Annotated in this window: 14 protein-coding genes and 1 other RNA gene; 6 read left to right on the top strand and 9 right to left on the bottom strand. The window is 54.5% G+C overall.

Annotation, left to right across the window (positions count from 1 at the left end):
* Nucleotides 1–98 precede the first annotated feature (98 nt).
* Together PSES9_RS25330 and PSES9_RS23520 are read right to left on the bottom strand one after the other, a co-directional pair.
* Nucleotides 99–566: a response regulator gene (locus tag PSES9_RS25330; protein ID WP_238530388.1), complete on the bottom strand. Its 468-nt coding sequence runs from the start codon at nt 564–566 to the stop codon at nt 99–101.
* On the bottom strand, nt 505–3039 hold the full coding sequence (locus PSES9_RS23520) for an ATP-binding protein (RefSeq protein WP_010487512.1): 2535 nt from the start codon (nt 3037–3039) through the stop codon (nt 505–507). The genes PSES9_RS25330 and PSES9_RS23520 overlap by 62 nt, the downstream gene beginning before the upstream one ends.
* A 147-nt stretch (nt 3040–3186) precedes the next feature.
* Here PSES9_RS23520 and ssrA point away from each other — a divergent pair.
* The 4 genes from ssrA to PSES9_RS0112815 all read left to right on the top strand — a co-directional run bounded on the left by ssrA (nt 3187) and on the right by PSES9_RS0112815 (nt 6219).
* Nucleotides 3187–3573: a transfer-messenger RNA gene (ssrA, locus tag PSES9_RS24620) on the top strand.
* 173 nt (nt 3574–3746) lie between these two features.
* Complete coding sequence (locus PSES9_RS0112820; protein ID WP_010487511.1) at nt 3747–4991, top strand: tyrosine-type recombinase/integrase; 1245 nt, start codon at nt 3747–3749, stop codon at nt 4989–4991.
* Between the two features lie 336 nt (nt 4992–5327).
* Entirely contained in the window at nt 5328–5612 is a 285-nt protein-coding gene (locus PSES9_RS24615; RefSeq protein ID WP_338000643.1) for a helix-turn-helix transcriptional regulator, read from the top strand.
* Nucleotides 5605–6219 (top strand): helix-turn-helix domain-containing protein, encoded by a 615-nt coding sequence (locus tag PSES9_RS0112815; RefSeq protein WP_010487508.1) that lies wholly within the window; start codon nt 5605–5607, stop codon nt 6217–6219. The genes PSES9_RS24615 and PSES9_RS0112815 overlap by 8 nt, the downstream gene beginning before the upstream one ends.
* A gap of 262 nt (nt 6220–6481) precedes the next feature.
* Here the strand turns inward: PSES9_RS0112815 and dsr1 are convergent, their stop codons facing one another.
* The gene (dsr1, locus tag PSES9_RS0112810; protein ID WP_010487507.1) at nt 6482–10309 is read right to left on the bottom strand and encodes an anti-phage defense-associated sirtuin Dsr1; all 3828 of its coding nucleotides are present in this window, start codon (nt 10307–10309) and stop codon (nt 6482–6484) included.
* A 1140-nt stretch (nt 10310–11449) separates the two neighbouring features.
* Here dsr1 and PSES9_RS0112805 point away from each other — a divergent pair.
* Together PSES9_RS0112805 and PSES9_RS23510 are read left to right on the top strand one after the other, a co-directional pair.
* Nucleotides 11450–12433, top strand: a complete 984-nt coding sequence (locus PSES9_RS0112805; RefSeq protein ID WP_010487506.1) for an integrase domain-containing protein — start codon at nt 11450–11452, stop codon at nt 12431–12433.
* A 397-nt stretch (nt 12434–12830) separates the two neighbouring features.
* Nucleotides 12831–13187 (top strand): AAA family ATPase, encoded by a 357-nt coding sequence (locus PSES9_RS23510; RefSeq protein WP_010487504.1) that lies wholly within the window; start codon nt 12831–12833, stop codon nt 13185–13187.
* A 95-nt stretch (nt 13188–13282) separates the two neighbouring features.
* On the opposite strand, the gene PSES9_RS0112795 is transcribed toward PSES9_RS23510, so the two are convergent.
* Genes PSES9_RS0112795 through PSES9_RS0112770 form a run of 6 tightly spaced genes read right to left on the bottom strand, consistent with a single transcriptional unit; the run spans nt 13283 to nt 24153 of the window.
* Entirely contained in the window at nt 13283–13999 is a 717-nt protein-coding gene (locus tag PSES9_RS0112795) for a M48 family metallopeptidase (RefSeq protein WP_010487503.1), read from the bottom strand.
* A complete protein-coding gene (locus tag PSES9_RS0112790; protein ID WP_010487501.1) occupies nt 13999–17151 on the bottom strand; it encodes a type I restriction endonuclease subunit R in 3153 nt (1050 codons plus the stop codon). Before PSES9_RS0112790 ends, PSES9_RS0112795 begins: the two co-directional genes overlap by 1 nt.
* Nucleotides 17152–17170: 19 nt before the next feature.
* Nucleotides 17171–19144, bottom strand: coding sequence for a GmrSD restriction endonuclease domain-containing protein (locus PSES9_RS0112785; RefSeq protein WP_010487498.1), 1974 nt, complete (start codon nt 19142–19144; stop codon nt 17171–17173).
* Nucleotides 19137–20546 (bottom strand): DUF262 domain-containing protein, encoded by a 1410-nt coding sequence (locus PSES9_RS0112780; RefSeq protein ID WP_010487496.1) that lies wholly within the window; start codon nt 20544–20546, stop codon nt 19137–19139. Before PSES9_RS0112780 ends, PSES9_RS0112785 begins: the two co-directional genes overlap by 8 nt.
* Entirely contained in the window at nt 20543–21679 is a 1137-nt protein-coding gene (locus PSES9_RS23505; RefSeq protein WP_010487494.1) for a restriction endonuclease subunit S, read from the bottom strand. Before PSES9_RS23505 ends, PSES9_RS0112780 begins: the two co-directional genes overlap by 4 nt.
* Nucleotides 21670–24153 carry an HsdM family class I SAM-dependent methyltransferase gene (locus PSES9_RS0112770; RefSeq protein WP_029529539.1) on the bottom strand — a complete coding sequence of 828 codons (2484 nt, stop codon included), beginning with the start codon at nt 24151–24153 and terminating at the stop codon, nt 21670–21672. The genes PSES9_RS23505 and PSES9_RS0112770 overlap by 10 nt, the downstream gene beginning before the upstream one ends.
* Nucleotides 24154–24482 lie beyond the last annotated feature (329 nt).

The raw sequence follows: 24482 nt of genomic DNA, 5'->3' as shown, positions 1-24482 counted from the left end.
GTTACCCCGCCATCAGCGTTAGAAAGCCAGCTTGAGTGCTGGCTTTTTTATGCCAGCGCCAAACACCTTGCACAGCTGCAGCACCTGCATTACAGGGTTCATAAACGAGTTGCTTGATTTACAAGGTGCAGCGACGACAGCAGCAGACGACGCAAGGTCTTGAGTTCCACCGGCTTGGCCATGCACGCCCCGGCACCCAGCACCCGCGCCTGCGCAAAAAGATGCTCATCAGACTGCCCACTAATCACGATGATCGGCAAACCAGTGAACGCCGGATTACCGTGGATACTGCCGAGCAGCTTCAGCCCTTCGCCTGGAGTGGGTAAATCGAGGTCCAACAGCAGCAGGTCTGGCAGCTCTTCATCGAGCGCAGTCAAGGCCTGCTGGGCACTGCTGGCGCCACGCACATTGGCCAAGCCCTGCAAGACATCATTGGCGAGCTGCGCCATGACCAGGTTGTTATCGACACAGAGCACCAGCGGTATTTGCTGTGCCAGCGAGCCGTCATCCTGGCGCTCGCTCGGCTTTCCGGCGCTCGCTCGGCTTTCCGGCGCTCTGTAGATCAATCCAGAAACAGCTGCCCTGCCCCAGCTCGCTGGTAACGCCGATCTCACCCCCCATCAAATGGGCAAGCTCGCGACAGAGCACCAGCCCTATACCTGTGCCAGGAATGTTCGAGCTTTCTCGACCGAGCCGCTGGAAGGGTTCGAACAGCTGCTTGACCTGCTCCTCGCTCAACCCATCACCGCTGTCGCAAACCCACAACCGCACCGAGTCGGGACGCACCTCGTAGCCAAGCCTGATACTGCCCGGCGGAGCGTTGTACTTGATCGCGTTAGACAAGAAATTGAGCAGTACTTGCCTGGCTCTGCGCACATCTGCGAATACGTACAGCGACACATCCTTGTTAATGTCCACATCGATGTTCAACTCACGACGCCGCGCTTCAGGCTGGAGCAATTCAGCGCAACCATGTAGCAGGGCGGAAACGTCGACAGCCTCCATGCGCAATTGCTGGGTACGACTTTCAATGCTCGACAGATCAAGAATGTCATCAACCAGTGAAGTCAGGTGCCGGCTGGCGTTGACGATTTCCTGCGCGTAGTCAGCCTCTTGCTGACGGCCTGGCTTGCCTTGGGTATCGAGTTCAATCAGTTGGGCAAACCCCTGGATTGCATTGAGCGGCGTTCGCAACTCATGGCTCATGCTCGACAGGAACCGGCTTTTGGCCTGACTGGCAGACTGCGCTTCCAATGTGGCGCTGCGCAGCTCTTCCTGGGCGAGCTTGAGCCGCGTCACATCGACATAGGTACCGGCAATACGAGTGGCATGGCCCTGCTCGTCACGTTCCAGCACCTTGCCGCGGCTGAGCAGCCAGACGTAGTTACCCTGAGCATCGGCATAACGGTATTCCGCCTCAAAATGTTCTTGATCACTTTGGGAAAACCGCTCGCGCAAATGACGCAGGCGCTCAACATCATTAGGGTGCAAGCGCTGGTTGAAATCAGTAAAGGTGACCATCTGAGCCGGCAGCCCAAAACGCTTGCGAAACCGCTCGCTAACCCTGATCGTCAGCATCTGCCTGTCTACTTCCCACAAGCTCTCGGTCGTGCTCTCAAGCACTAGCTGCAGTATGCCTTGAGCTTCCTGGCGCTTGATCTCGCTTGCCTGCAGTTGCTCGGCAGTCTGCAGCACTGCGGTTGAGATTGACTCCAGTTCATTGATTTCACTGTGCACCGCTTGCAGCTTGTATTGCCCGCCACCGAGTTGACGCAGCATTCCTACGATTGCATCAATCGGATCAATCAACAAAGCGCTCAACCGCTTGGAGCGCAGCCACATCCAGCCAAAAAACAACAAGTAGAACAGCAGCAAACCGACAATCATCAGGTAGCCGATACTCTGGTAGTGACTGGCGATACGGTTGGTCTCGCGAAAGATATTGACCTCGTCTACCACCAATAGCAGCTTCCAACCCGTTTGCTTGACCTCACTCCATGCAACCAACTGCTTGCGGCCATTTAAATAGGTCTCGGTCACCGAGCTATCCCCCTGCTCCATGGCTGCCAGCAGAGATTGCATATCTTTGCGGCCAGTCAAGCTGAAGCGCTTGGGCTTCAATACTTCAGCACTTACCGCACCACTGTAGGACGCCTCGGTAAGCTCCTCCAGGCCAAAATCCTGCTCACCCGCCTTGGGCAGCACCATGATGGTGTTTTGCGGCCCGATAAGCACGGAATAGCCATTCCAGGGCACAATCAAATCGCTGACTTCCTCGATCAACTCACTGACAGTGACATCCAGGCCAGCCACGCCCTCAAGAAAGTCGCCGCGATACACCGGCGCAATCGCCGACATCACCCAACCCTGGCCCGCAGGATCGAGATAAATATCGGTCCACACCGTCTTGCGCTGCGGGTTGTGTTCGGCGTCAGCCTTGTAATAGAAGTTGAACTTGGTCATATCGAAGTCACGCGGGTATTGCGCAAGCGTATCGATAGAGGGGTAAATCCGGTTGTAGCTGTCCCAGGGATTGAAATAGGCCGCCCCCACGGTCGGGTTCGCCGCATGAATAGAGCGCAGGAGCGGATCAATCTGGGCGAGTCGCAGGACCTTCTCGTGATCTTGTTGCGCCAAGGGGGTCAGGTTTGAGTAAAACGATGCCGCACGATTTTTCAGTGCTTGGGAGTAGTAAATACCTTCAGGGGTCGTTCGGTAGCGATTAAGCTCAAGGGCATCCGGCTTGAAATCCTTGTCCTGCAGCGCCTGCAGGGTTGCATCGCGTAGCAGTTCAACCTGAACCTGCACGCCCCTCAAGCGACTCTCGATCACCTGCCGCTCGCGGTCGACGGAGGTCGACAACTGGCTAAGTGCATTTTCACGCAGATAGCCCATCTGCGCTTCACGTATTGCCGAATTGCTCAGCATGTAGACAGCAATCAAAACACACTCGACCAGCACCAGCGGAATCAGCGAGCTCTGTACAAATGCCCGCCATATCCATTGGCGCAGCGGATAGGGCGATACCCGTGATGACATACCCTTGCCTCTTCCTGAAGACCCAATGGCTAGCAGTCGCCATCATACATGCATCAGAGCGGGCGACTCAGCAATCAAGTATTGGCGGTCGACGCACACAGGGGCTTTGTCGTACACTAGAGCGGTCTTAGAGACGCACCACCGTTTGGGGCCGATTAGGATTCGACGCCGGTAGCGAAACTCGAGGGGCATGCCGAGTGGGTAACAGAACTCGTAAATCCACTGTTGCAAACTTTATAATTGCCAATGATGACAATTACGGTGCCCAACTAGCTGCGTAAGCAGCCTAGTCGCACTTCTGGTAGCTTCGGCTCCAGCAATCATTAGGGGATGTCTGTAAACCCGAAATGATTGTCATATAGAACAGAATCGCCGCGTAGTACGTTGTGGACGAAGTGGCTAAAACTTACACAACTCGCCCAAAGCACCCTGCCCGTCGGGCGGCCAAGGGTTAACTTAATAGACACGGCTAAGCATGTAGAACCGACAGCGGAGAACTGGCGGACGGGGGGTCAAATACCCCCGGCTCCACCATTTAGTCTTCCCAGGAAGACCCAGAAAAGCCGTAAAGCCTAGAGAAATCACAGCTTTACGGCTTTTTTCTTGCCCGCGTTTTCCCACCTAATCCCAGGGCATCCCACGGTTGACGGGGGCATGTAAGGGGGCATAAAACGCTCATCAACTCGCTCGGAGAGGATGTGCCCCCAATGCCTTTAAAAGACATTAATTGCCGCAACGCCAAGCCCCAAGATAAGCCCTACCGCCTCTATGACGCACAGGGCCTTTACTTGGAAGTGCAGCCCAAAGGTGGCCGTTACTGGCGCTTGAAGTACCGCTTTTTAGGAAAGGAAAAGCGCCTGGCGCTTGGTGTTTATCCTGAGGTAGGCCTGCAGGAGGCACGACGCAAGCGTGATGACGCTCGTGTTCAGCTTGCAGGCGGACAAGACCCTTCGCTGCAAAGGCGTATGGCCAAGGTAGTCAGCCAACTCGATCACCAGCACACCTTTGAATCGGTTGCTACGCAATGGCTCAGTGTTCGCGAGTCCTCATGGGACCCCGAGTACACACGCACGGTCCGGCAGCGCCTTGAGCTCAATGCTTACCCATGGTTGGGCAGACTCCCTATCAGCAGTATCAGCACGCCCATGCTGGTCGAAAACCTCCAGCGCATCATCAAGCGCGGCGCTCGCGAGACGGCGCGCCGTGTTGCCCAGATCTACAAACAGATTTTCGAGTTTTCTGAAGCCGCCGGGATCACCCCTCCGAACCAGATAGGTAATCTGTCGCGCACGCTTCCGAGCAAAAGAGTGAAACACTTTGCTGCCGTAACCGATCCTGAAAAACTCGGCGCACTGCTCAAAGCAATGGACAGCTACACCGGCACGCTGCCTGTTTGCTGTGCGTTAAAACTGGCACCGCTGCTGTTTTGCAGGCCTGGAGATCTGCGACACATGGAATGGTCGGAGGTAGATCTGGATATTGGCGAATGGTTGATTCCCGGCCACAAGATGAAAGGCCTCACCACTACCAAACAGGATCGACCAGACCACCTGGTTCCACTCAGCCGACAGGCCGTCGCCGTTCTAAGCGACTTGAAACCACTTACCGGCCGGCATCGATATGTTTTCCCATCAGCACGAGGAGGTGATCGGCCAATGTCCAACAACGCCGTCCTCAGTGCCTTACGCCGCATGGATATCGGGAGCGACGAGATGACCGGACACGGTTTTCGTGCCACAGCCAGAACTGTTGGTGCTGAAGTGCTGGGATTTCGCCCCGATCTTCTCGAACATCAACTTGCTCACACGGTCAAAAATCCACTGGGACGCGCATATGACCGCACTTCATTTTTGCCTGAGCGCCGCGAGATGATGCAGACTTGGGCTAACTACCTCGACACCATCAAAGTAAAAAGCCACAAAGATAAGAGAATTGTGAAAATTCATGTTTGATGGTTGCAATCTTTGGCTTATTGCTGGTAAAAAATACACAACCTATGCATGTGCCATGCACAACATGGGTTCGCCGAACAGGCACTCTAAATTTACCCTTCTGCGATGGCAGAACGGTTTCACGCTTGTCTTATGACTAGCGACAAATACAAAGTGACAGTGACGCCAATAATCCGTCCTGTTGCAGTTAGATTTTCTCACGTCTAACTCCGCGCATTCGCGTTAGCCTTCCCCAGGCTATCTGCCGACCACAAAACTCAGCACCGCCGAGACAAAATAGTTTCCGCGCTATCAACACTGAGTTGGTCAACTTTCTTTCACTCGACATTTCTGCCCATGAGGACGGCAAAAGTGTTATTGCGCGAGAGCCCAAACATGGCAATGCGTAGCACCAAAGACTTTGACTTCGAAGACGGAAAACGCTTCTTGCGCCTCCCTGAAGTTGAATTTGTAGTCGGAAAAAAGCGCTCATCGATCTACAGAGGTATCGCCGCAGGTGACTTTCCTGCTCCATACGAACTAGGCAGCAGCAGGTCAGTCGGATGGCTCAGTACCGAGATAAATGCATGGGTTCTTAGTCGATCGCGTGTACAGCTCCGCAGGAGCACGAACAATGAATAAGACCAAGATGCGCTCGCATACCAACCAGAATCACTATCATGCTCCGACTCAGTGGTTTCACATTTTCAAAGCGATGTTCGATCAAGGGGGCGTAGCCAAAATAGGGCCTTATGCTTTTACCGTGTATGCCGTGATCAAATCACATGCAAATTACAACACTGGAAGAGCGGGGCCTGGCATTGATGTGATCGCTGCAAAAGGCGGTATTAGCCCCTCCCAAGTGAAGCGGGAGCTGGATGTACTCGAGGCTGAGGGCTACATCACAAGGAGCAAAACAGGCCGCTCAAATCGATACACACTCGCAGAAAAAATCCAAATCACTAACGAGGAGGGTAAAGCCAAAGCCATAGCGTCTTGGTCATACAGTCCGAGCAAAACCTCAATCGCGGTTAGTAATCTCAAAGGCGCGATCGAAACTGGTGAACTTGCTAGTACAGAGATCGTGAGTATCCGGCACCTAAAACAGACGCCAACCGTCAAAGTGCAAGAAGAACATATCGACTTTGATGCACTAATGGCCGCCTTAGAGGAACTGCCCACCAGCATGCAAGAAAAACTACGAAGCAAGCTTGAACTGCGAAAGGGAGTTATACACAGCTCAGAGTGATACATGTCAGCCTAGGCCGCAATCGACGTCTAAATGGCTCTCCTTGAACCTAATCACGTCGAAATGCGGCTCAGGCTGAGCCTGTAAAAAGAACTTTTATGAATTAATATAAGAGCGGCCTTCAGCTGAGGAACCGGTCTTTTTCATCCCTCACGCTCAACTATAGCCATGCGGAAAATTGGCTATCTAAATCGCCTTAACAACCGCACATTAGTTCATGAGCAAAAAGTCTTGTTTTTAAACTCAGACTGACGAATAAGGCTTATCCACCTCGCTGGCGGGAATACTCTAAGAGCCTTCGGTATTGGGCGTCCTGAGCCAGCCTTGGATCTACCGCCACAATTGCCTCTAAAGATTGCCTCAACTCACGGGGTGCCCACTGCTGATCCTCGATGATGTTATTCAGCAACCGCAACGCTTCTGCTGGAAACCGGCTGCATAGCCCGGACTGCAGCAATCTGTGTACCACATAGTGCGGATGTTCGATCGGGCGTAACCAGTCTTGGACTGCCCTCAAGGCTGCAGGGAACTCAGCACCCGCAGCAATGCTCAAACGAACGAGAGATTCAGCAATGCGGGGGGTGGCGAGGTCGCGCGACTTGGGCCAGGCGTGCTGCCAGAATGGCTGGATACGGTTCCGCCAGTACTCCTCTCGCTGATCAGCCGCTCCTTCAAGAGCCTGCGAGAGCGCTTGTGCAGACTCCTGGAGCCCCTCCTGGGGCAGCACTCCAATAGCGTCTCGGAATTCCTCCATCGTGTAGCCATCAGTCGGCCCTAATGCTGCGTAGGTCAAAAAAGCGGCGTACTGCTGGGCATGCTCACCCAAATCGGCGTAGTGACGCGCGGTATCAAGGAACTGTGACTTGAATGCGATAAGCAATGGGCGATACAGACGAGGCGACCACAAGAAGCCCTCCCATACAGCCCTAGCCTCTACCCCATCGACCGCCCAATTGAACAGTGGCAGCAGGTGCTGTTCGGTCCATGGGCGATCCACTCGGAAGAGCGCGATCAATCTCGCCCCTAGCAGCACCCTGCCGTGGCGGAACCGATCTACCTGAATATTGCAGAGCTCAGTGAAGAAAGGTTCAATTTCTGCTGGAAGCAGATCGTTATCGCTTGGCTCACGCTCTAACCAAAGGTTCAGCAGAGCTTGTGTAACGTGCCCAATCGGGTGGTTAATTGCCTCGGAAACAGGCTCGTTGATTGGTTCACCGTTTCGCGTCATACCGGAATTAGCCTCAAGCGGTAGACTCAACACACGACGGCATAGGTCTAGCAGCATGGCCTCATCTTGCTTGATCGACTTAGAAACTTCCTGCAACCAGTGCGTCACGCCATGCGTAATTTCCAGTAGCACAGCGTCCGGCATGTTCTGAACAAGCGGTGCAACGTAGCGCCAAGACCGCAACACCCGTCCCTTTTCGCTCCAAACTTGTAGTGCCTCTCGCCAGCGCGCCACAGGCCATAGATCCTCTTGCGCCAAGTCACTCAACGCAAATAGGCTGTTCAGTAAATGTTTTCGACAGACCTCACGCCAGGTGTCCTCGTGGAAGGGGTGTGGACTGGACGCTGGCTGCTTGAGCCACTGGACGAGTTCACGCCGTTTGTGTGGCGCTATATCGACTTCTCGATTGTTTTCATAGTCCGGGTCACCGGTGCCACTCATCCAATGCGAGAACTCGTCGCGCTCATTGGGTGCCAATTGCCACCGCGGATAAGCACGTGAAAGGTCGGCCAAGCGCACTGTGGCGGCATCGCTCAGCGCGAGCCCTGAAGCGTTTAATTTGGATAAATGCAGCCACACAGAATGCTCGACCAAGTCATGCCAACGATCCGGTTCAAGGTCATCTCGGTACATCTCGCGCGGCGGCCCAGCCAAGATAGCCGCCTCCAAAGCCCCCTGGACAGGCTGCTCCAATCGGTGACCTTGCAGTACCAAGAGCCGGAATACCTCTCGCTTCGTATCCGAAGCCCACAACCACCAAGCTCCATCGCTGAGCAGCCAGTCCACCCAGTGCTCAGGGACGATACAGTTATCCTGGCTAGCAGCGAAGAAGGCCAGGCGTTTGAACGTCGGGTAGGGGAGTTCAAACCATGCCCGCGCGATCGTTGTAGCACGGGCAGCATTAACCCCACGAACCGCCAACCACGCATCGCGCAGAAGTTCGATCAGCGAGACCCAGTCACGGTAACCACGGTTTTGCCAGTGTGGGGTTATCGATGGCAGATCCCAATAAGACCGATCACTACGATCATCGGCTTCGCCTAACTCACCCAGCAGGTCTAGCGCATCACGCAGTAGTAGCTGAAAGTCCTCCAGCAATGACGGTAAGGCTGACTCCCACCTGTCGCCTGAAATATCCCGAAGCATAGAGTTAACGTGATCTGCGGCCAGAACCAAGTCCCAGTCCACCAACTGCCTTATGCGTGTGGGCTCATCTGAGGTTTGGGACTCTTCGCCCCAGCGGAATGGCTCCTTCAATCTAACCACAGGCGCAAGTACCTCGCGGAGCTCAAGTCGCAACGTGGTTGTCAGACCATCCCGCTCCAAGCGATCTTTCCAGCGGTATAGATCCGCTTCGCGCCACGGCGACTTTACCCGCCCGCTGAGGAGCAGACCCCACAAGATTCGCATCAGCGGCGCAGGCATGGCATTGGGTGCATTACTACGGATTTCATCCAGCTCGGATGTTTTGCCCTCGCGCTCAAGGCGTGCAAACTCATTCAGCCGATCCTCAATCAGCCAGGGCCAGCGACCATGCAGTTGCCCGCCTCGTTCCGCGATCCAAATGATCAACTGCGGATCATTTAAGTGTCTCACCAACCAGCGGGAAAGTTGAAACATGACAGCGTCCCACTGGGAGGCCGAGGTGCCCCCAGATACCAGCATCATTGTCTGCGTTAGGGTATACGGTGACGGACGACGAACTAAGCTGAAGCGCAGTTTGGTATCAATCTCGTTGCTAGGTGATACGCCGAAACGGATTAGATCACCATGTTGATAGCGCTCCTGCGAAAACGCATCAAATAGCCAGTCCAGCGATGGAGTAGGATTGAACTCCGCGAACTGTCGGGCTGGCAGCCCGGATTTGTCAGACAGAGCCCAAAGCATCCGGCCAACAAAATCATCCTGTCGCGTACTGGCCGATGGCCTTGCAAGGGCATGGCTGACGACAATGCGCTCCTTGCCCAGCACACCATCACGGTAAGTTTCTCCCCAAGCGTGCAAGGTCTTGTGCAGCGCCGAATGGTCATAACTGCCGGCAGGAACATCGTACAAGATTGGGATAACGCCCTTAGCTTCCCACTCGATAGTCTTGCCTTCTTCTTGCCCTGGTTCACAATCGCCCAATGCCCAGGCCTGCGGCGTTATTTCGCCCAGCATTCGATCGGCAGCTAGTGCATCCATCATGTAGCGCAGCACCGGGTCATTGATGCTGTACCCGACGAAGCACACCACATAATTGCGGAAGAGTTCGCTCACAAAGCGAGCGGCCCAGCGTTCCGTGAGGTATGCAAGGCCGAAATCACCGCTGGTCATCACCAGGCGGTTCAATGCAGTGTCATCCGCCTTTTTGGGTAGTAGGCCATGCAAATAGACCAGCCCGTTCCAGCGACTGTTCTTTGGAATGGGTAGCATCGGCGCGGAATATGCCTGGAACGGTTGCCCCGTGCGTTTGGCTGCCGTGTCAAACACGCGATCGAAGTTGGTGGTCACGAGGCGCAAAGCTCCCTCACGATTGCGGGCCAATCTCAACAGGGCTGCATGGGTTTCTGTTGCACCTTGGCGACGCAACTTGGGCTTCAGGACTTGCGCCAAGACTTGCCGGACGGCGAGTCGTTGCCCTGGAAGGCGTCGCTCCAGCAGGTCAAGCGTGGCATCGAACTGGTTACGGGCAAACGCCCCCTGCTCGATGGCGGTGCGTGTTGTGCCAGCTTTCTTATATATCTGCTCCACCAACCCCTTGAAGTCAGGTAGACCTGCGGGATAGGAAATGCCGGCACCGCAGAAAAAAACTACGCGCCCCTCCTCATGAGCCTGCAATAACTCATCGGGAATATCAGGGCCATTAGCGACAAACTGCATTCTTTGCGCCTCCTAAGCTCGGCTGATGCCACGGCTCTATCTTGGGGATAGCTACGAGGCATGCATTAAGGTGTTTGCATATTGGCATTCTGGCCGAGTCAAGTCAGCTAAGAGCCGTGCCAATTATTGCTCCCCCTCCCGGAGCGACTGGAAGTTCAGAAATGTGAATCTTTAACGCACTACAGCAATGTCCTGATGCTTGAGCTGTTTGCTAACGGCTGGTTTAAGTGCACAAAAATGAACTTTTCATCCACCTGAACGCTTTTTAATGAACCGCCCTCGTTCTTCCCTGAATAAAGTTCACAAAAGTGAACCTTTTGTGCACCTAGCACCAAGGGTGTGACCGGCACGCAGCCGGGCCATTTTTCCGCTTGTCAAAAACCACAGTATCGTGGAATTATTGATCCGTACTGACGACGCATGTGCGGCCGTCAACCCGAGCTGGGGCCAGCACTTATCAAACTGTTCACGTGTGAGACCAATCGGCGTGATCACCATCCAAACAAAGATTTTTGCCTACCAAACGGCAATGATGTTTGCACTGCAGAATGCTGCACATGCCTCTCATCTTCGACCTTAAAGTCACAGCATTGTCCTGACGATCGTCAAAGACCATAACTGTTGCCTTGTGGCTTCCCTGAAAAATACCAGTTTCAACAACAAGCTGTTACGACAGCCATTCTCGCCATGGTCTCGACTATCGCTAGAAAATGACTTGCCCTAGACAGAGACGGCCTTGGTCGGGAAAGCTCAAAGCCACGCCGGCTGGGACTTTCACCCATCAGTCCTTCAGACATTTCTACTGACAATCACCAGCTTCTAGCTAGCAAGATGGTGCCAATACATACGCTGCGTCCCCAATGGACCTCTACCTGACCCGTAGACCTGCAGCTATGCAGACCTAAAAAGCTTTGCGGTTGTTTTTGTCACTCAGCCAGCCTTCCCGCCGCCCGTTCGTTAGGGCTTTCAGGGCCATGCATTGCAAATGGGCGCATCTCCGCGCTCCGCAGTTTCTCTCATCAGCCAGTGCGCACATCGCGTTAACACTAAACATCCCCGGCGGGAGTTGGCTGACTGTTTCTGCTCTACCTGAACATCCACTTTCCTTAATATTCGCCTTTAAGTAGGTAAGGAGCATCCATGTCAAAAAATCACAGTTCACGTGACAGCAGAAACTACGGCTTCGGCCGGAAGTTGTATTTCGCATTCACCAATGGCCTCCGTACGCATTTCGGCCAAGGACATTTCGCGACAGTACAGGCACATAGCGAGCGTTGCCGGCTGTTCTGCGACTGGCTGTTGTCATCGCATCAAATTGCAGATGCTCGTCTTATCAACCAAGAGGTTTTCTTTGCGTACGCTGCCCATGTTCGCGGCTTGCTAGAAAACGGTGACATCTCCGTCAGCACTGCAACAAATAGAATTTCCAGCGTAAATGTGGTCATGAAAATTCTTCGTGGCGATACAAAGGTCTATATTTCCAAGATCGGAAAGGTTTTAGGAGAAAAGCGCTGTCACATTCGAACCATGGCCCCTCAAGGAATGGTTTTCGAACAGCTCGACCCATTGATAGAAGAACTGATCAAGACCAATTTTCAACGCGTTGCCGCGATAATCATGCTTACAAGGACTACAGGTATGCGGTTGAGAGAGACTATCCTTGCGGACCTACCCCGTCTGAAGCGTGAGGCCTTGAGGCTTGGGGAGATCAACATCCAAGACGGCTGCAAAGGTGGACGCTCTGGTGCATTTGCACCTCGCTGGATACCCGCAACGGACATGGTACTTTTAGCAATAGAGTTCGCCATTAGTGCCTCCCCGCCAGGTAGTCGAAACCTACTGTCTCCTACCGAAAGTTACGTTGAATTTTTGAGGGGCACAGTTAATGCCTCACGCAATATCCTCAAAGCTCATGGTCTTCAGCGTTTTCATGACCTGCGCGCAGCTTATGCCTGCAGCCGGTATCAAACATTAACTGGGATTCCCGCTCCCGTGTGCGTATCGGACGATGAATCATCCATTCTACCGAAGTCGTGCAATCGAGAGGCACGCCAGATCGTCAGTCGAGAACTTGGGCATGAGCGGTTGGAAGTCACCAATGCATATTTAGGGAAGAAAACCTAATGGCTGTGTGCATGAAAAATTTTCTTGGTGGCGTGCTAAGCGGGTCTGATAACACAAAAAAACGCCACATCGTGCAGGCCACCAACATTCAAGAAGCTATTAACGAACGCTGGAAACGTGACCATCCAACACGGTGGAGGTGGAAACACGTTCACTGGTTTCTCGATGTCCACCTCAAAAATTCATCACAAGAAACTCGATATCGGTACTGGCTGACCCTACGAGTAATATTTTTGCGGCTAGGGAAAGCTCGCGATTGGGAGCCGAGGCTCCAGGGCAACTGGGTAAGCCGTGCCGACTCCAAAATTCTTTAGTCGCCATGGCAACCGTTGCATTTTCAAAAAACCTGGCACGATGACTATGACTTCACACATCACAGCTCATAGGAGATCAGTGCGTGATCATCGTCATTGGTAACAACAAAGGCGGCGTGGGCAAAACGACGCCCGCAACCAACCTAGCCGTAGCCTTTGCAATTCGGATGAACAAGGTGGTGCTCGTTGATGCGGACCCGCGGGGATCCTGCGCTTTATTGGGGCTAAGTACGGCAGCAAAACAACACACAACACTTGTTCCTGCCGTACAGCGACGAGGAAACCTTGTCGATACTCTGAAGGTTTTAAGCCGCCAAAACCAGGTTGTAATCGTTGATGTTCCCGGCAGAAACAGCCCAGACCTGATCAGTGCAATGTCCGTTGCGGACGTAGTTATCTCTCCTCACGCGTGCAGCCAACTTGACCTAGAAACACTGTAAGAATTATAGGACTAGGTTCGCGCTCTTCGCCCGTTGAATCTCGAATTAAAGGTGTTGATTTACCAATCGATGGGGACAACTAAACCTACCAGCCCTTAGGCTCTCCAAACCTCCGCCGTCAGCGGCAACTCATTCAGTTCAGCACGCGCCTCGCGCCAGGTTGGGTAATGCTCGGTGAGGATAGATATAAAGCGCTCGTTATGGGTAGGCTCAAGCAAGTGCACCATCTCGTGAACGACCACGTACTCAAGTAGATCTTTCGGCTTCTTCACCAATTCGGTATTCAAGCGAATGTTGCCGACCTTGTGGTTACAGCTCCCCCACTTAGTTTTCATTCGCTGCAGGTAATAGCCCGACACCTCAACCTGAAGTTTGCGTTCCCATTTCTTGATCAGCACAGGCACCACCGCATGCAGCTGCTGCTTGTGCCATTCATGCACAACCTCAGCGCGCTTTAGTGCATCGCTACCGGGGCGCACCGTTAAGGTGATGCGTTTGTGGTCGAGCATTACCGCAGGCTTAGCATCTTGGTAGTTCACCGCCATGAGGTAGCGTCGTCCCCAGATGTAGTGGCTTTCTCTTTCCACAAATTGACGCGGGGCCTCTCGAGCCTGCGCGTCCAATTTACTCTGCTGATCACGAATCCAGCCCAGTTTCGAAATCGCGTACGCCCGCGCAACCTCAAGCCGTGTGCTTGTTGGAGCAACTAGCGTCACTCGCCCCTCAGGCGGATGCACACTCAGGTGGACATTCTTGATGTCCTTACGGGTCACCAAAATAGAAATTTCGCCCAGCTCAATAATCTCGTTCATCAATAGCCCGATTGGTTCTTGATGATCTCGAATATCGCTTGGGTCGCTACCCGGTCACGGCCCATTAGAGGGTACAAAGCATTAAGAACTTGCGCCTCCCGCGCGGTATCCCCTCGCCAAGATGCAGGCGCCGAGCCGCGCATCGCCAGATCAAGATCCAGGGCCAGCCTCACCTTCTCATCCTCGTCTTGCGGACACTGAAAAGTGCTCGCATCAATGTTATCGAGGTTATTGAACAACACAGTGGCCCCGCGATGACCGTTAAGTGCCGCCGGTGAATTACCTGGCCCCTTATGCCCCAGCAGCCTAACCAACACCTCAGCCTTGCGCAGAAACTCCTCGTATGCTGCTGCATCATCACGGCTCTGCTTGATCAAATCCTCCAGCAAGCGCGACATCCCCTCGTAGAACCTTGGGTCAGTCAACTGTTCGCGGATGATGGTCTTGCGAACGTTATTGATGATGCCTTCGGCAATTGCATCCTTAGAGAGCTGTCCCTTGGCGTTGAGTTTCTTGGCGATAGCATCGTGAACGCCCGTCTGGATGATCAACTCAACCAGCGAGAAGTTATCGACTGTACTTAAAGGGTCAGCGGGATCTGCCTGGATATAGGTATTGAGCAGGTGCCGCATGTCCGCCTCGAACGGCTTGATATCCAACTCTTCACCCGCGTGTTTTTTGATCGCTTCACGCAAGTCGGCATAAAACTGCACTTCAGTTTGCAGCCTGCCCGCTTCAGCCTCCGAGTAACCCGCCTCGGTCAGGTGCTGTGCCAAATCAGCAAACGCACGCACGAATGAAGCTACGGCTTTGTAGAAGGAAATCCGCAGCGCTTCAGTCTCGTCCAGGCCATTGGCATCAGCAGCCATGCCACAGAAGTAATGAATAAACTGCTCAACCTCGCGCGGCGGTGCCACTGGCGCACATAGATAACTCAATGCCTCACGAGCTGCGTCCAGTTGCTTCTTGCCCTCAACCAGCCAGTTCTTCAGTTCAACGTTATTGCTACCACCGCCACCCGTATCGATATCCAACTCGTCGGAGGTGTAAACAGAAATGGCATCCTGCACGTTGCCGAACAGCTCTTTGAAGTCGACGATATAACCAAAGTCCTTGTCATCACCGTCGAGTCGGTTGGTGCGGCAAATGGCCTGGAACAAGTTGTGGTCACGCAGCTCGTTATCCAGGTAGATATATGAGCAGCTGGGCGCGTCGAAACCGGTTAGTAGCTTACTCACCACGATGAGCAGCTTCAGGTTGGCAGGCTCCTCGATAAAGCGACGTTTGGTCTCTTCTTCATAAGCCGTAGTGCTCTCGCCTTGCTTCAGTACATACTGCGTGTAGGTATCGAACTTGTAACGCTCATCGCTTTTCGCCGGCTCACGGGAGATCGCATTGTGGTTCGGCTCATAAGACGTAACGATGCCGCAGTACTGGCCGAACATAGTCCCATCAAACAGGCGGAAATAATGGCAGGCATCGTAAATGCTAGCCGCCACCAGAATGGCCGTACCTCGATCATTGTTCAGCCGTGGCTTAAGGCTGAAGTCCTCGATGATGCTGGCGATGATGCGCTGCTTGCGTTCCTGGGCGCTCATCAGAGCTTCCATGGTTGCCCAACGCTTGCGCAAGATCGACTTCTGATAGTTGTTCAATGCTCTGGTTGCCCGCTCAAACCAGGCGTCGATGGCCTCACGCGAAGTCAAACGTGCAGGCACATCACGCGCCTCATACTTCAGGTCCAACACTACCTTGTCCGCTACAGCCTCGTGGAATTTGTAGGTGTGTATATAGGTGCCGAATACATCGCGCGTGGTCTGTTTGTCTTTACGCAGCAAGGGTGTACCGGTAAAGCCGATGAACAAGGCATTAGCCAGCCACTGCTTCATTTGCCGGTTCATGTCACCACCCTGGGTACGGTGGCATTCATCCACGAACACGTAAAAGCTACCGCGCATGGGTGGAGGCGGCACGCTCAGATCAGGCTCAAATTTATGCAGCAACGCGCACAGCAAACGCGGCGTAGTAGCGGACAACTTTTGCACGAGGTCAGCGCGAGACGTGATGCGCGGCGAAGGTGAGTCACTGCCGATGACACCAGCATTGCGCATCACCCCGGAGATTTGCTTGTCCAGCTCGTCGCGATCCGTGATTACCAGAATGCGTGCATCCGGGTCATGCTCCAGCAACCATTTGGCGATCAACACCATCAGGATACTCTTACCACTGCCTTGGGTATGCCAAATCACCCCGCCCTCTTTAATGCGTACACGCTCCTGCGCAGCCTTCACTGCGGCGTATTGGTGAGCGCGCGGCACTTTCTTGATACCCGCATCGAAGATTATGAAATTGCGGATCAAATCCAGCAGACGCGACTTCTCACACATCTGAGCCAACGGGTTATCCAGCAAATAACCTGATTGCCCAAGCTCTGCCCCAGGCAACAAGTGATAGTTCGCCGGGATCTCACGCTGGATATTCAGCTCATCGGGCTCGGGGTTTACCGCCGTAGCCTTCCACTCAACAAAGAACTCGGCGCGAGTGGTGGCGGTGCCATAGCGCAAGCCCTGCGAGTCGCTGCCGGCAAAAACCAATTGCACCGTACTGAAGAACCCCAGGTTGAAGATTTCCTCCTGGTTGGTGATCAGCTGGTTGATGCCATCCCCCACGTCCACCGAACTGCGTTTAAGCTCAATCACGCCAACGGCGATACCATTCAGGTAAATCACCAAGTCAGGGCGGCGCTCGTGGCCCCCGCGCAGGGTCACTTCCTCGGCGATGGCAAAATCATTACGCTCGGGGTGCTCCCAATCTACCAGATGCACCGTCTCATGGGCCTGGCCAACGGCTACCTGAACCGGCACACCGTAACGCAGCAACTGATAGGTCCGCAGATTGGCCTGGTACAGCGTGATGCCCGTGGCATCCGCCGCCGCCATCAAGCGTTGCAGCGCCGCCGAAATGTGCGCATCGGAATAGCCGCGCTGCTTCAGGTTGGCCTGCAGCAGCTCCGCTTCAATGTTGCGATTTTGCCCGCGCTTGCTCCACTCGCCCAGGTAGTCGTAGTCGAGGCAGTCAGGCCGTGTTTTGTCCGTAAACAGGGCCACAACACGGTTCTGCGTGCGGCGTTCGGAGCGAGGTTGTTGGGTCATCAGATGCATCCTGCTGGGTTTACTCGGTCTCGTGTTTGCTGGTGAGGCTCTTCAGCAGCACGTCCATCATTTGCTGGTAATGCGCGTTTATAGCATGGGCATCCCAAGGCTCAGTTTTCATCATCAGGTGCTGCTTAACGCTGTCGATGCTGTTGTTCTGATAAAATTCTTTCTTCGCCGAGGGCATGAAGTTGCTGAGGCGAGAGTTCTTGTCATGGCTGATCAGGCACAAGTTGCCAAACGAGTTCAGGGGTTCGGCATCGAGCGGCGCATGGCCGGGTAATGGGTGCTGCGGGTAGTAATGCTCCACCGAACTGCGGAAAGTTAATTCGTAGGATTTCACCGGTTCACTCGCACCGTGCTCAAGCCACAACAGGTAATCCAGAAAGTTGAACACCAGGTTGTTTTCGATATTGCCGAAGCTCAAGCGCGGCTTCAGCGTATCGGCCGTTACGTCCTCGCGACGGGTCTGACAGACGCCCTTGTTCCCGTAGATCATCGCGAAGTATTCCAAGCCCGCCTCGGCAGCCAGAAAGCGGTCGAAGACAAATGCCTTCGCGACTGACTCCATGTGCTGCAGGTAGGCCTGAGCCTCAACCTGCTCGACGTGAAACAGGTAATGCAGCGCTGCATTCAGCCAGTGCTTGTAAACCAGCGTTGGGGTGGACAAATGAAAAGCCGACAGCAACATCAAGATGCGGCGATTGATTCCTTCCCTGCCGTCCTCCCCCCCGAAGGTATTTACATAGCTGCCACGACCAGCACGGCTGCGCTCGCCGCCGTCGCTCCACTTGAAGCGTTTAAGGCTCCAACCATCCGCGCCCTTGATGAACTCACGCTTGATTACGTACTGGTCAAACAGGTACTTGCAACGCAGCAGGCTGAAGGTAAAACGCTTCACCGCCGCAGCCGAGTCTGCTTTTCTCAGCACATGTTCTTCAAAGGTATCGAGCAGTCGCTTGTCATCCAGAGGGATGTCCGCTTGCGTATAAACCCTGAGCACATGCAGCAAAAAGTTTGGGAAGTTAATTACCGTATTAAACCGCTCAGGCGCTTCTTCACCGTTGTCGGTTTTTTCCGCACTAACCGGTGGCCTGGCAATGATGTCCGTGAGGGACAACTTAACCCCCTCTTTGTAGTCCACCTCTTGCGAACGATGCAGCGCAACGGTCAGCTCATCAAAGTTCACGAGCTCAAACCGGCCCCAATTCTGCTCACCAAAAATTCTGCTGCGCTGGCCGGGTGTGAAGCCCATCTGCACGTAGCGCTCCATATTCGCGCAGGCTTCCCATACGCTGTGCAGGCAGTTCTGGCTTTGCTGGCAGCCCTGCAGCTTCTCCATCATCCGCGCCTTGAGCACCTCGTGCTTTTCCAGCTGCTCACCGCGGTTGTTCATGATTTCAAAGTAATGGTTCAGGTCCGTATCCGCCGGCACCTTTACCCGCATGATCTGCACATAGCGAAACAGGAAATCCGCAAACTGCTGTGCTGAAACGCCGTTCTCTTTAAGCTTCTGCGGCAAGACCTTCTGGATCAGCCGATAGCCATTAAGGATGCCGGTATTGATCTGCTTTTCAGCCAGCCCCTCGGCAGGGTCATCCTTGAAACGCCCCTCGAAGATGGCCGCAAAGGTTGCCCGCGAATGCTCGCGGCTATCGAAATGGATACTCAGGTTTGCATACCAATCGAGATCGACGACCTTGGTGTTCTTCAGATAGGACGTCAGCAGCGACAGCGTTGTCAGCCGCTGCTGACCATCGATGGTCTCGAAGACCGGTGTTTTGCTGTCCGGTCGCTCATACACCACCAGGCTGCCAATGTAGTAGTTACGTGCTGCATCGCCTGGCTTCGGCAGGTAGTCGATCACGTCCTGAATCAGCTGGGTGATCTCACCCTCTTCCCAGGCGTAATTGCGCTGATACATCGGGATCACGTACTCGGCATTACTACTGAGCAGTCGTTGGATGGACAGCTGGGTAATGGCCTCACTCATAGTATTTCATCGCCTTAAACAGCGCCTCGATTGACCCAGTCTTGGTCGAACTGCTGCCGGTGAGTGATTTAAGCGGATGATTGATAAAATCAGCCGGGCGGGTGGCATCCTTGATCAGCCTGAACAGATTGTTCGCCAGCACGTAGTTATCCATGCTGGCCAGCTGCACCACCTGCATTTGCAGGCGCAGGCTGTAGGCCCAGATAAAAATTTTCTCGATGGCCCGTGACAGCTCCGCGTGGCCGAACTTGTCGATATAGTAGATCAACAGGCAATCGAACATTGCCCGTACGTAGCAATCGCCCGTGCGGGTTCTCGCCGGGTAGCTGTTGAGAACATCCATGATTTTTTCCGCATAGCCATCCAGGCCTGCGGCCCCCACCAGCTCATACCCATTCCAGGACTCGGCGCTGATCCGCGCCACCTTGCTCTGATAATGGCTGATCAGCTCAAAAAAGCGGCGGCCATTGATGATGATCTGGTCCAAATGGAAGGGAAAAGCCATCTTTCGCGCGTCGATCTGGCGCTCATATTGGCCGTTGTAGTTATCGACAAAATGGTGGGCGATCCGCAACTGCTCCACATAGGGGTAGCTGGCCACCGTATCGATATTCACACCCTTGAATAGGTCGCTGTCGTCCTTGCTGAAGTAACGTGCCGACGCCCCTTTTGACCAATTGCGGATGCGGTACAGGTACTGCGAGAACAGCGTGGCCAGCTCCTTGGTATCACTGTTTTCCCAACGCGCCACCGTGGCCACCTTCAATGGCTCGTCACGCGGGCTGAACTCACGCAAGTGATAAGCCTTGAGCAGGTCGTGAGGCTCAAGATCGCGACCGCGCGCATTCTGCGAGTCGAAGAACTGGAAGGCCTCGGACACATCCGTCAGCCCCACCGCTACGACCTGGCACTTGTTCAGGAAGAAGTCGATATGCGCCTCGGTAAAGTCCGCTCGGGAGACGATGCGGGCCACCTCAAGGTAATTGCTGTGGATATTCTTCTGCGAAATCTCGCTGGTAAAACTGGGGTTGACCATTACCTGCTCAAGTTTGAGCAATCGCTCCTGCAGGTCTTTGCGTTCGAGCTTCTTTTCCTTGCTCCGCTGAATCAATGCACGGGCCGCCAGCAGCAGGCTGATGGTGCGCTGCTGACCATCGACGATGTTGTTTTTCTCGCCCTCCCGGTGAAACACGATGGTTCCCAGCCGATAGGCGGACTTGTCCTTGTGGATGACGATATCGGAGAACAGCTGGTTGATATGCTTGCCGGTCCATTTGTATGGGCGCTGGTACTGGGGAATTTCCAGCGCCGTGTCCATGAGCAAGTCATACACACTGATGATCGTGCTGGAGAGTTCGGTGGCCTGCTGCGCTTGTTTTGCATCCATGCCCAAGTCGGTCATACCAAGCGCGTCCTTCCGGTTAGCAGTTCCTGCATCATGCCTTGCTTAAGGGCGCGGGTTTTGGCCAGGCGCTGTTCCAGTGCGACCAGCTCGGCGTCCATATCGGACAGAACGGTGGCGATGGCGGTTTGCTCGGCTTTGGTGGGAGGCAATCGCATTTCGAAAGTCAGAAACGTCGGAAGCCGGAGCGAGTCCACTGTCGCCTTTACGGTGTTCTGCATCGCCCAAGCACCGAAGTTCTTGGAAAGATAGAAGTGGATGAACCGGCCAGAGATGTCTGGGATGAACTTGGTGATAGCGTAAACACGCTGATGTACGTCGAACCGTCCATTGATGTAGTGAAAGATGTCCCCAATCCTGCCTTCACCAGGCACGAGGATGGCCTCGCAGTCATGCGAGTAGCTGTTGATGCGTTCAACAAACTCTGAGCGCACAAAGAACGGATACAGCCCATCTTCAACTTTGTGCTCATTGTTGCGGCTACCGGTTTTTACGTGTGCAATATCCCCGACCAGCTTAACTACCCACTCACCCTGGAAGCCAGGCAAGCGGGTTTGGCCGGTGAGGAGTTGTTGCATGGCGGCCTGTTTAAGATCGCGCTTCTTGGCGATTAGCCGCCCCAGCGCATCCAGCAGCGTATCCACATCACTCAACGCCGTAGCGATGGCGCGTTGTTCGGGGAGGGACGGAAGAGCTACTCGATATTTTGAGAACTGGACGCCTGTAAGCTGGGGGATGCCACCAGTTTCGACAAAAATGCTGACTCTCTCATTTATGTAGGTTGCAAGAAACCTAGCATTGACACGACTTCCAACTAAGAGAACAAGAAGCCTACCGACCGCACCATAGCCTCCTGTTCTAGCGAAAGCGGTACCTAGGCCGACTCCGCGCCCAACAACCGTCAAACTATCGCCCTCGTACTCTGGGGTTGAGTAGAAGCCATACAGACCGAGCCCAGCCACTGTATTTGAGTAAACTGGAAACCTGTAAGTTGAATCACCGAACGTTGAAAACTTATCTTCTTGCAGGTCCCGGCCTACACGAATGTCAGTTATCTCCCCGATTGCGGCAACTCTCCATTCCTCCGGGATGAGGCCCACCTCCGTCTGCTTGTAGCCCGGCGTCACTCCCATACAGCCCCCATCTTTTTTAGATGCTCGTCCACTCGGCTGGCAAGGGTGGCGACCTCATCAGCGAGTTGCGGCAATGGATTGGCATAGCGCTCGCTCAACTCACGAATGCGCCCGGTCAGGGTTTTCGACACACGATTCAATGCACCCTGTACGGCGATGGCCAAGGCGGCCAGCCACTTATCGTCCACCACCAGGGTCTTGATCTCGGTTTCGCTTAGCTGCGGATATTTGCCGTGGATCTTGTTGTCGAGGTCTTCCTCAGCCTTTTTCAGCTTGGCTTTGAGGTTGCTTTGCTGGTCGAGCAGCTCGGCGTAGTCGGCCAGTACCTTGAGTTCATCCTCATAATCCGGGTCGCTATCAATTTCGCGCTGGCGAGCCTTGATGGCTTTGGCGGTGACCTTCTGCTTGTCGCCCTCACCTTCGACCACTTCGCTAAGCGAGCCATCTTCGCCGCTGTGCTCTTCGAGCAGTTCGCTCAGGCTTTGCTCGATGCTGGCCAGTTGCGCTTCCAGCTCTGCAAGGGCAGAGCGCTCAGCGCTGAAGTAGCGGGCAACCACCAGCTCGACCGGAATCAGATCGGACTTGAAGCGGCGCTTGCCTTGGCTGTAGTCGTGCTTTTCCGCCCAGACCAGCTTGCCATTCTTGTCCTTCACCTTGTGCAGCTCACGCACCGCCGCGCCCGCCTTCCAGCCGTCGGCGCTGATCAGGTAGCAGTCGTCCTGCATAGCCTCGGCCCAATAGTCCATCAGGTGCTGGTAGATGTCGTAATGGTCAAGCAAGGGCGCCTCGGCAAAGGCGCTGAGCAGGTCTTCCGAGAGTTTGTAGATCAGCTCCTTGGGGTGGCGGCTGGCGGCATCGGCCGCAAAGCCTTTGAGCAGCGGCGTGCTGCTGGCCAGCCACTGCTTGAACAGTGCATCCACCCCGGCCCTGAACGCCGTGAACCGCGGGTGGCCGAAGATCACCGGCTTGACATCACGGTTGACCAGCTCGAAGTAACCGGCGTGGCTGGCGGGTTTGAACAGCGGGGCACGCAGCTCCGGCATCACCTGCCAGTAGCGCCCCAGGGCATCGATATCGCGCTCGGGAATACCGCCGCGCAGGTGGCCAAGGATGTCCTGAACATCCTCCGCCTCCGTACTGTCGATATAGCGCGGCAGGTTGAGGTTGAAGTCGTTCTTCGGGTCGCTGATCTCGTCGAAGCCGACCATCCGCGCATAACGCGTCACATCGACCATGCGGGTAAATGCATCGACGATCTTGTGCACGTCCTGATCGCGCAGGCGGTTCTTCGGGCCGTCTTTGATAAAGCCTTTGGCGGCATCGATCATAAAGATGCCTTTGCGCGCACTGGCATTTTCCTTGTCCAGCACCAGGATGCAGGCGGGAATACCGGTGCCGTAAAACAGGTTGGCCGGCAGGCCGATGATGGCCTTGAGGTAACCGGAACGCACCAGTTTCTCGCGAATCACCGCTTCGGCATTGCCACGAAACAGCACGCCGTGGGGCAGAATGCAAGCGCCTTTGCCAGTGCTCTTCAATGAACGGATGATGTGCAGTAGAAAGGCATAATCACCCTGTTTGGCTGGTGGTTCACCCCAAGCAAAACGCTGGTAAGGATCATTGGCGGGCGTTAGGCCAACACTCCAGGTTTTAACCGAAAACGGCGGATTGGCCACCACGTAGTCGTAGGTGCGTAGCTGCTCTCCGTCCTTGAACTTGGGATTGGACAGCGTGTTGCCCTGCAGAATGTTGGCGGTCGGGAAGTCGTGCAGAATCATGTTCATGCGGGCGAGACCAGCGGTGGTCACGTCCATCTCCTGCCCTTCCAGGGTGATGTGCTTGCCAGCCTGATCGGCCACCTTCAGCAGCAGTGAACCAGATCCGCAGGTCGGGTCATACACGGTGGTGGCGGCCACCGCATTGGCCGGGCGGATGCCGATGACCTTGGCAATGATGCGGCTGACCTCGGACGGGGTGTAAAACTGCCCCTTGCTCTTGCCGCTTTCGCTGGCGAAGTGGCGCATCAGGTATTCGTAGGCGTCGCCGAGGATGTCGTCGTTGTCGGCGCGGTTTTTCGAGAAATCCAGCTCGGGCTTCTCGAAAATGGCTACCAGATTGCTGAGCCGTTCCACCATGTCCTTCCCTTCGCCGAGCTTGCTCGGGTCGTTGAAGTCAGGGAAGTCACTGCGGGCAAGCCGGGCATTGGCATCGATCAGCGGCTGAATGATCTGCGTGTTGATCTTGTCACCGATATAGGGCTTGCCCTTGAGGGCGACCATGTCCTTAAAGCTGGCACCAAAGGGGATGGTCACCGGCGGCGCGAAGTCATCCGAGTTGCCGTACTTGTCGGAGATGTACTTGATGAACAGCATGAACAGGACATAGTCCTTGTACTGGCTGGCATCCATCCCACCGCGCAACTCGTCGCACGAAGCCCAGAGGGAGGAGTAAAGGTCGGATTTCTTGATAGCCACGGACAATCCTTGCTGGTGTAAAAAATAAGTACGCAGGCGCGCCCTCAACCATCCCCGACGACTCGCTTCAGAGGCTGGCTCAGCATCAGCAGATGCATTGAAGTAATAGGCGATAACTAACTGCGATTAACCTTCGAACTTTAACCTCTACGGCAGCATCGGGCCAGCATGGTTGTGCATTCAGATAAGGTTTTGGTGCCTGCCTTAGCTGCCCATGATTAGGTCGACGAGTTTTGGCTTGAGCAAGGCAAGGTACGGAGCCCAGAGGCAGGATGGAGGTATACAGGACTTACAGGGGTTGCCCGATTCAATGAGGCAGGTAGTAGCAA

Source organism: Pseudomonas sp. S9, assembly GCF_000222125.1.
Classification (GTDB): Bacteria; Pseudomonadota; Gammaproteobacteria; order Pseudomonadales; family Pseudomonadaceae; genus Aquipseudomonas; species Aquipseudomonas segetis.
The sequence above is the reverse complement of the archived record's forward strand: the minus strand, read 5'-3'. Positions and strand labels throughout refer to the sequence as shown.

Coding starts and splice junctions, on each gene's coding strand:
- PSES9_RS23520 (WP_010487512.1), bottom strand. CDS start 3,039: ATGTCATCACGGGTATCGCCCTATCCGCTGCGCCAATGGATATGGCGG.
- PSES9_RS0112785 (WP_010487498.1), bottom strand. CDS start 19,144: ATGAGTGAGGCCATTACCCAGCTGTCCATCCAACGACTGCTCAGTAGT.
- PSES9_RS0112820 (WP_010487511.1), top strand. CDS start 3,747: ATGCCTTTAAAAGACATTAATTGCCGCAACGCCAAGCCCCAAGATAAG.
- PSES9_RS0112790 (WP_010487501.1), bottom strand. CDS start 17,151: ATGACCCAACAACCTCGCTCCGAACGCCGCACGCAGAACCGTGTTGTG.
- PSES9_RS0112795 (WP_010487503.1), bottom strand. CDS start 13,999: ATGAACGAGATTATTGAGCTGGGCGAAATTTCTATTTTGGTGACCCGT.
- PSES9_RS0112815 (WP_010487508.1), top strand. CDS start 5,605: ATGAATAAGACCAAGATGCGCTCGCATACCAACCAGAATCACTATCAT.
- PSES9_RS0112780 (WP_010487496.1), bottom strand. CDS start 20,546: ATGACCGACTTGGGCATGGATGCAAAACAAGCGCAGCAGGCCACCGAA.
- dsr1 (WP_010487507.1), bottom strand. CDS start 10,309: ATGCAGTTTGTCGCTAATGGCCCTGATATTCCCGATGAGTTATTGCAG.
- PSES9_RS24615 (WP_338000643.1), top strand. CDS start 5,328: ATGAGGACGGCAAAAGTGTTATTGCGCGAGAGCCCAAACATGGCAATG.
- PSES9_RS0112805 (WP_010487506.1), top strand. CDS start 11,450: ATGTCAAAAAATCACAGTTCACGTGACAGCAGAAACTACGGCTTCGGC.
- PSES9_RS23505 (WP_010487494.1), bottom strand. CDS start 21,679: ATGGGAGTGACGCCGGGCTACAAGCAGACGGAGGTGGGCCTCATCCCG.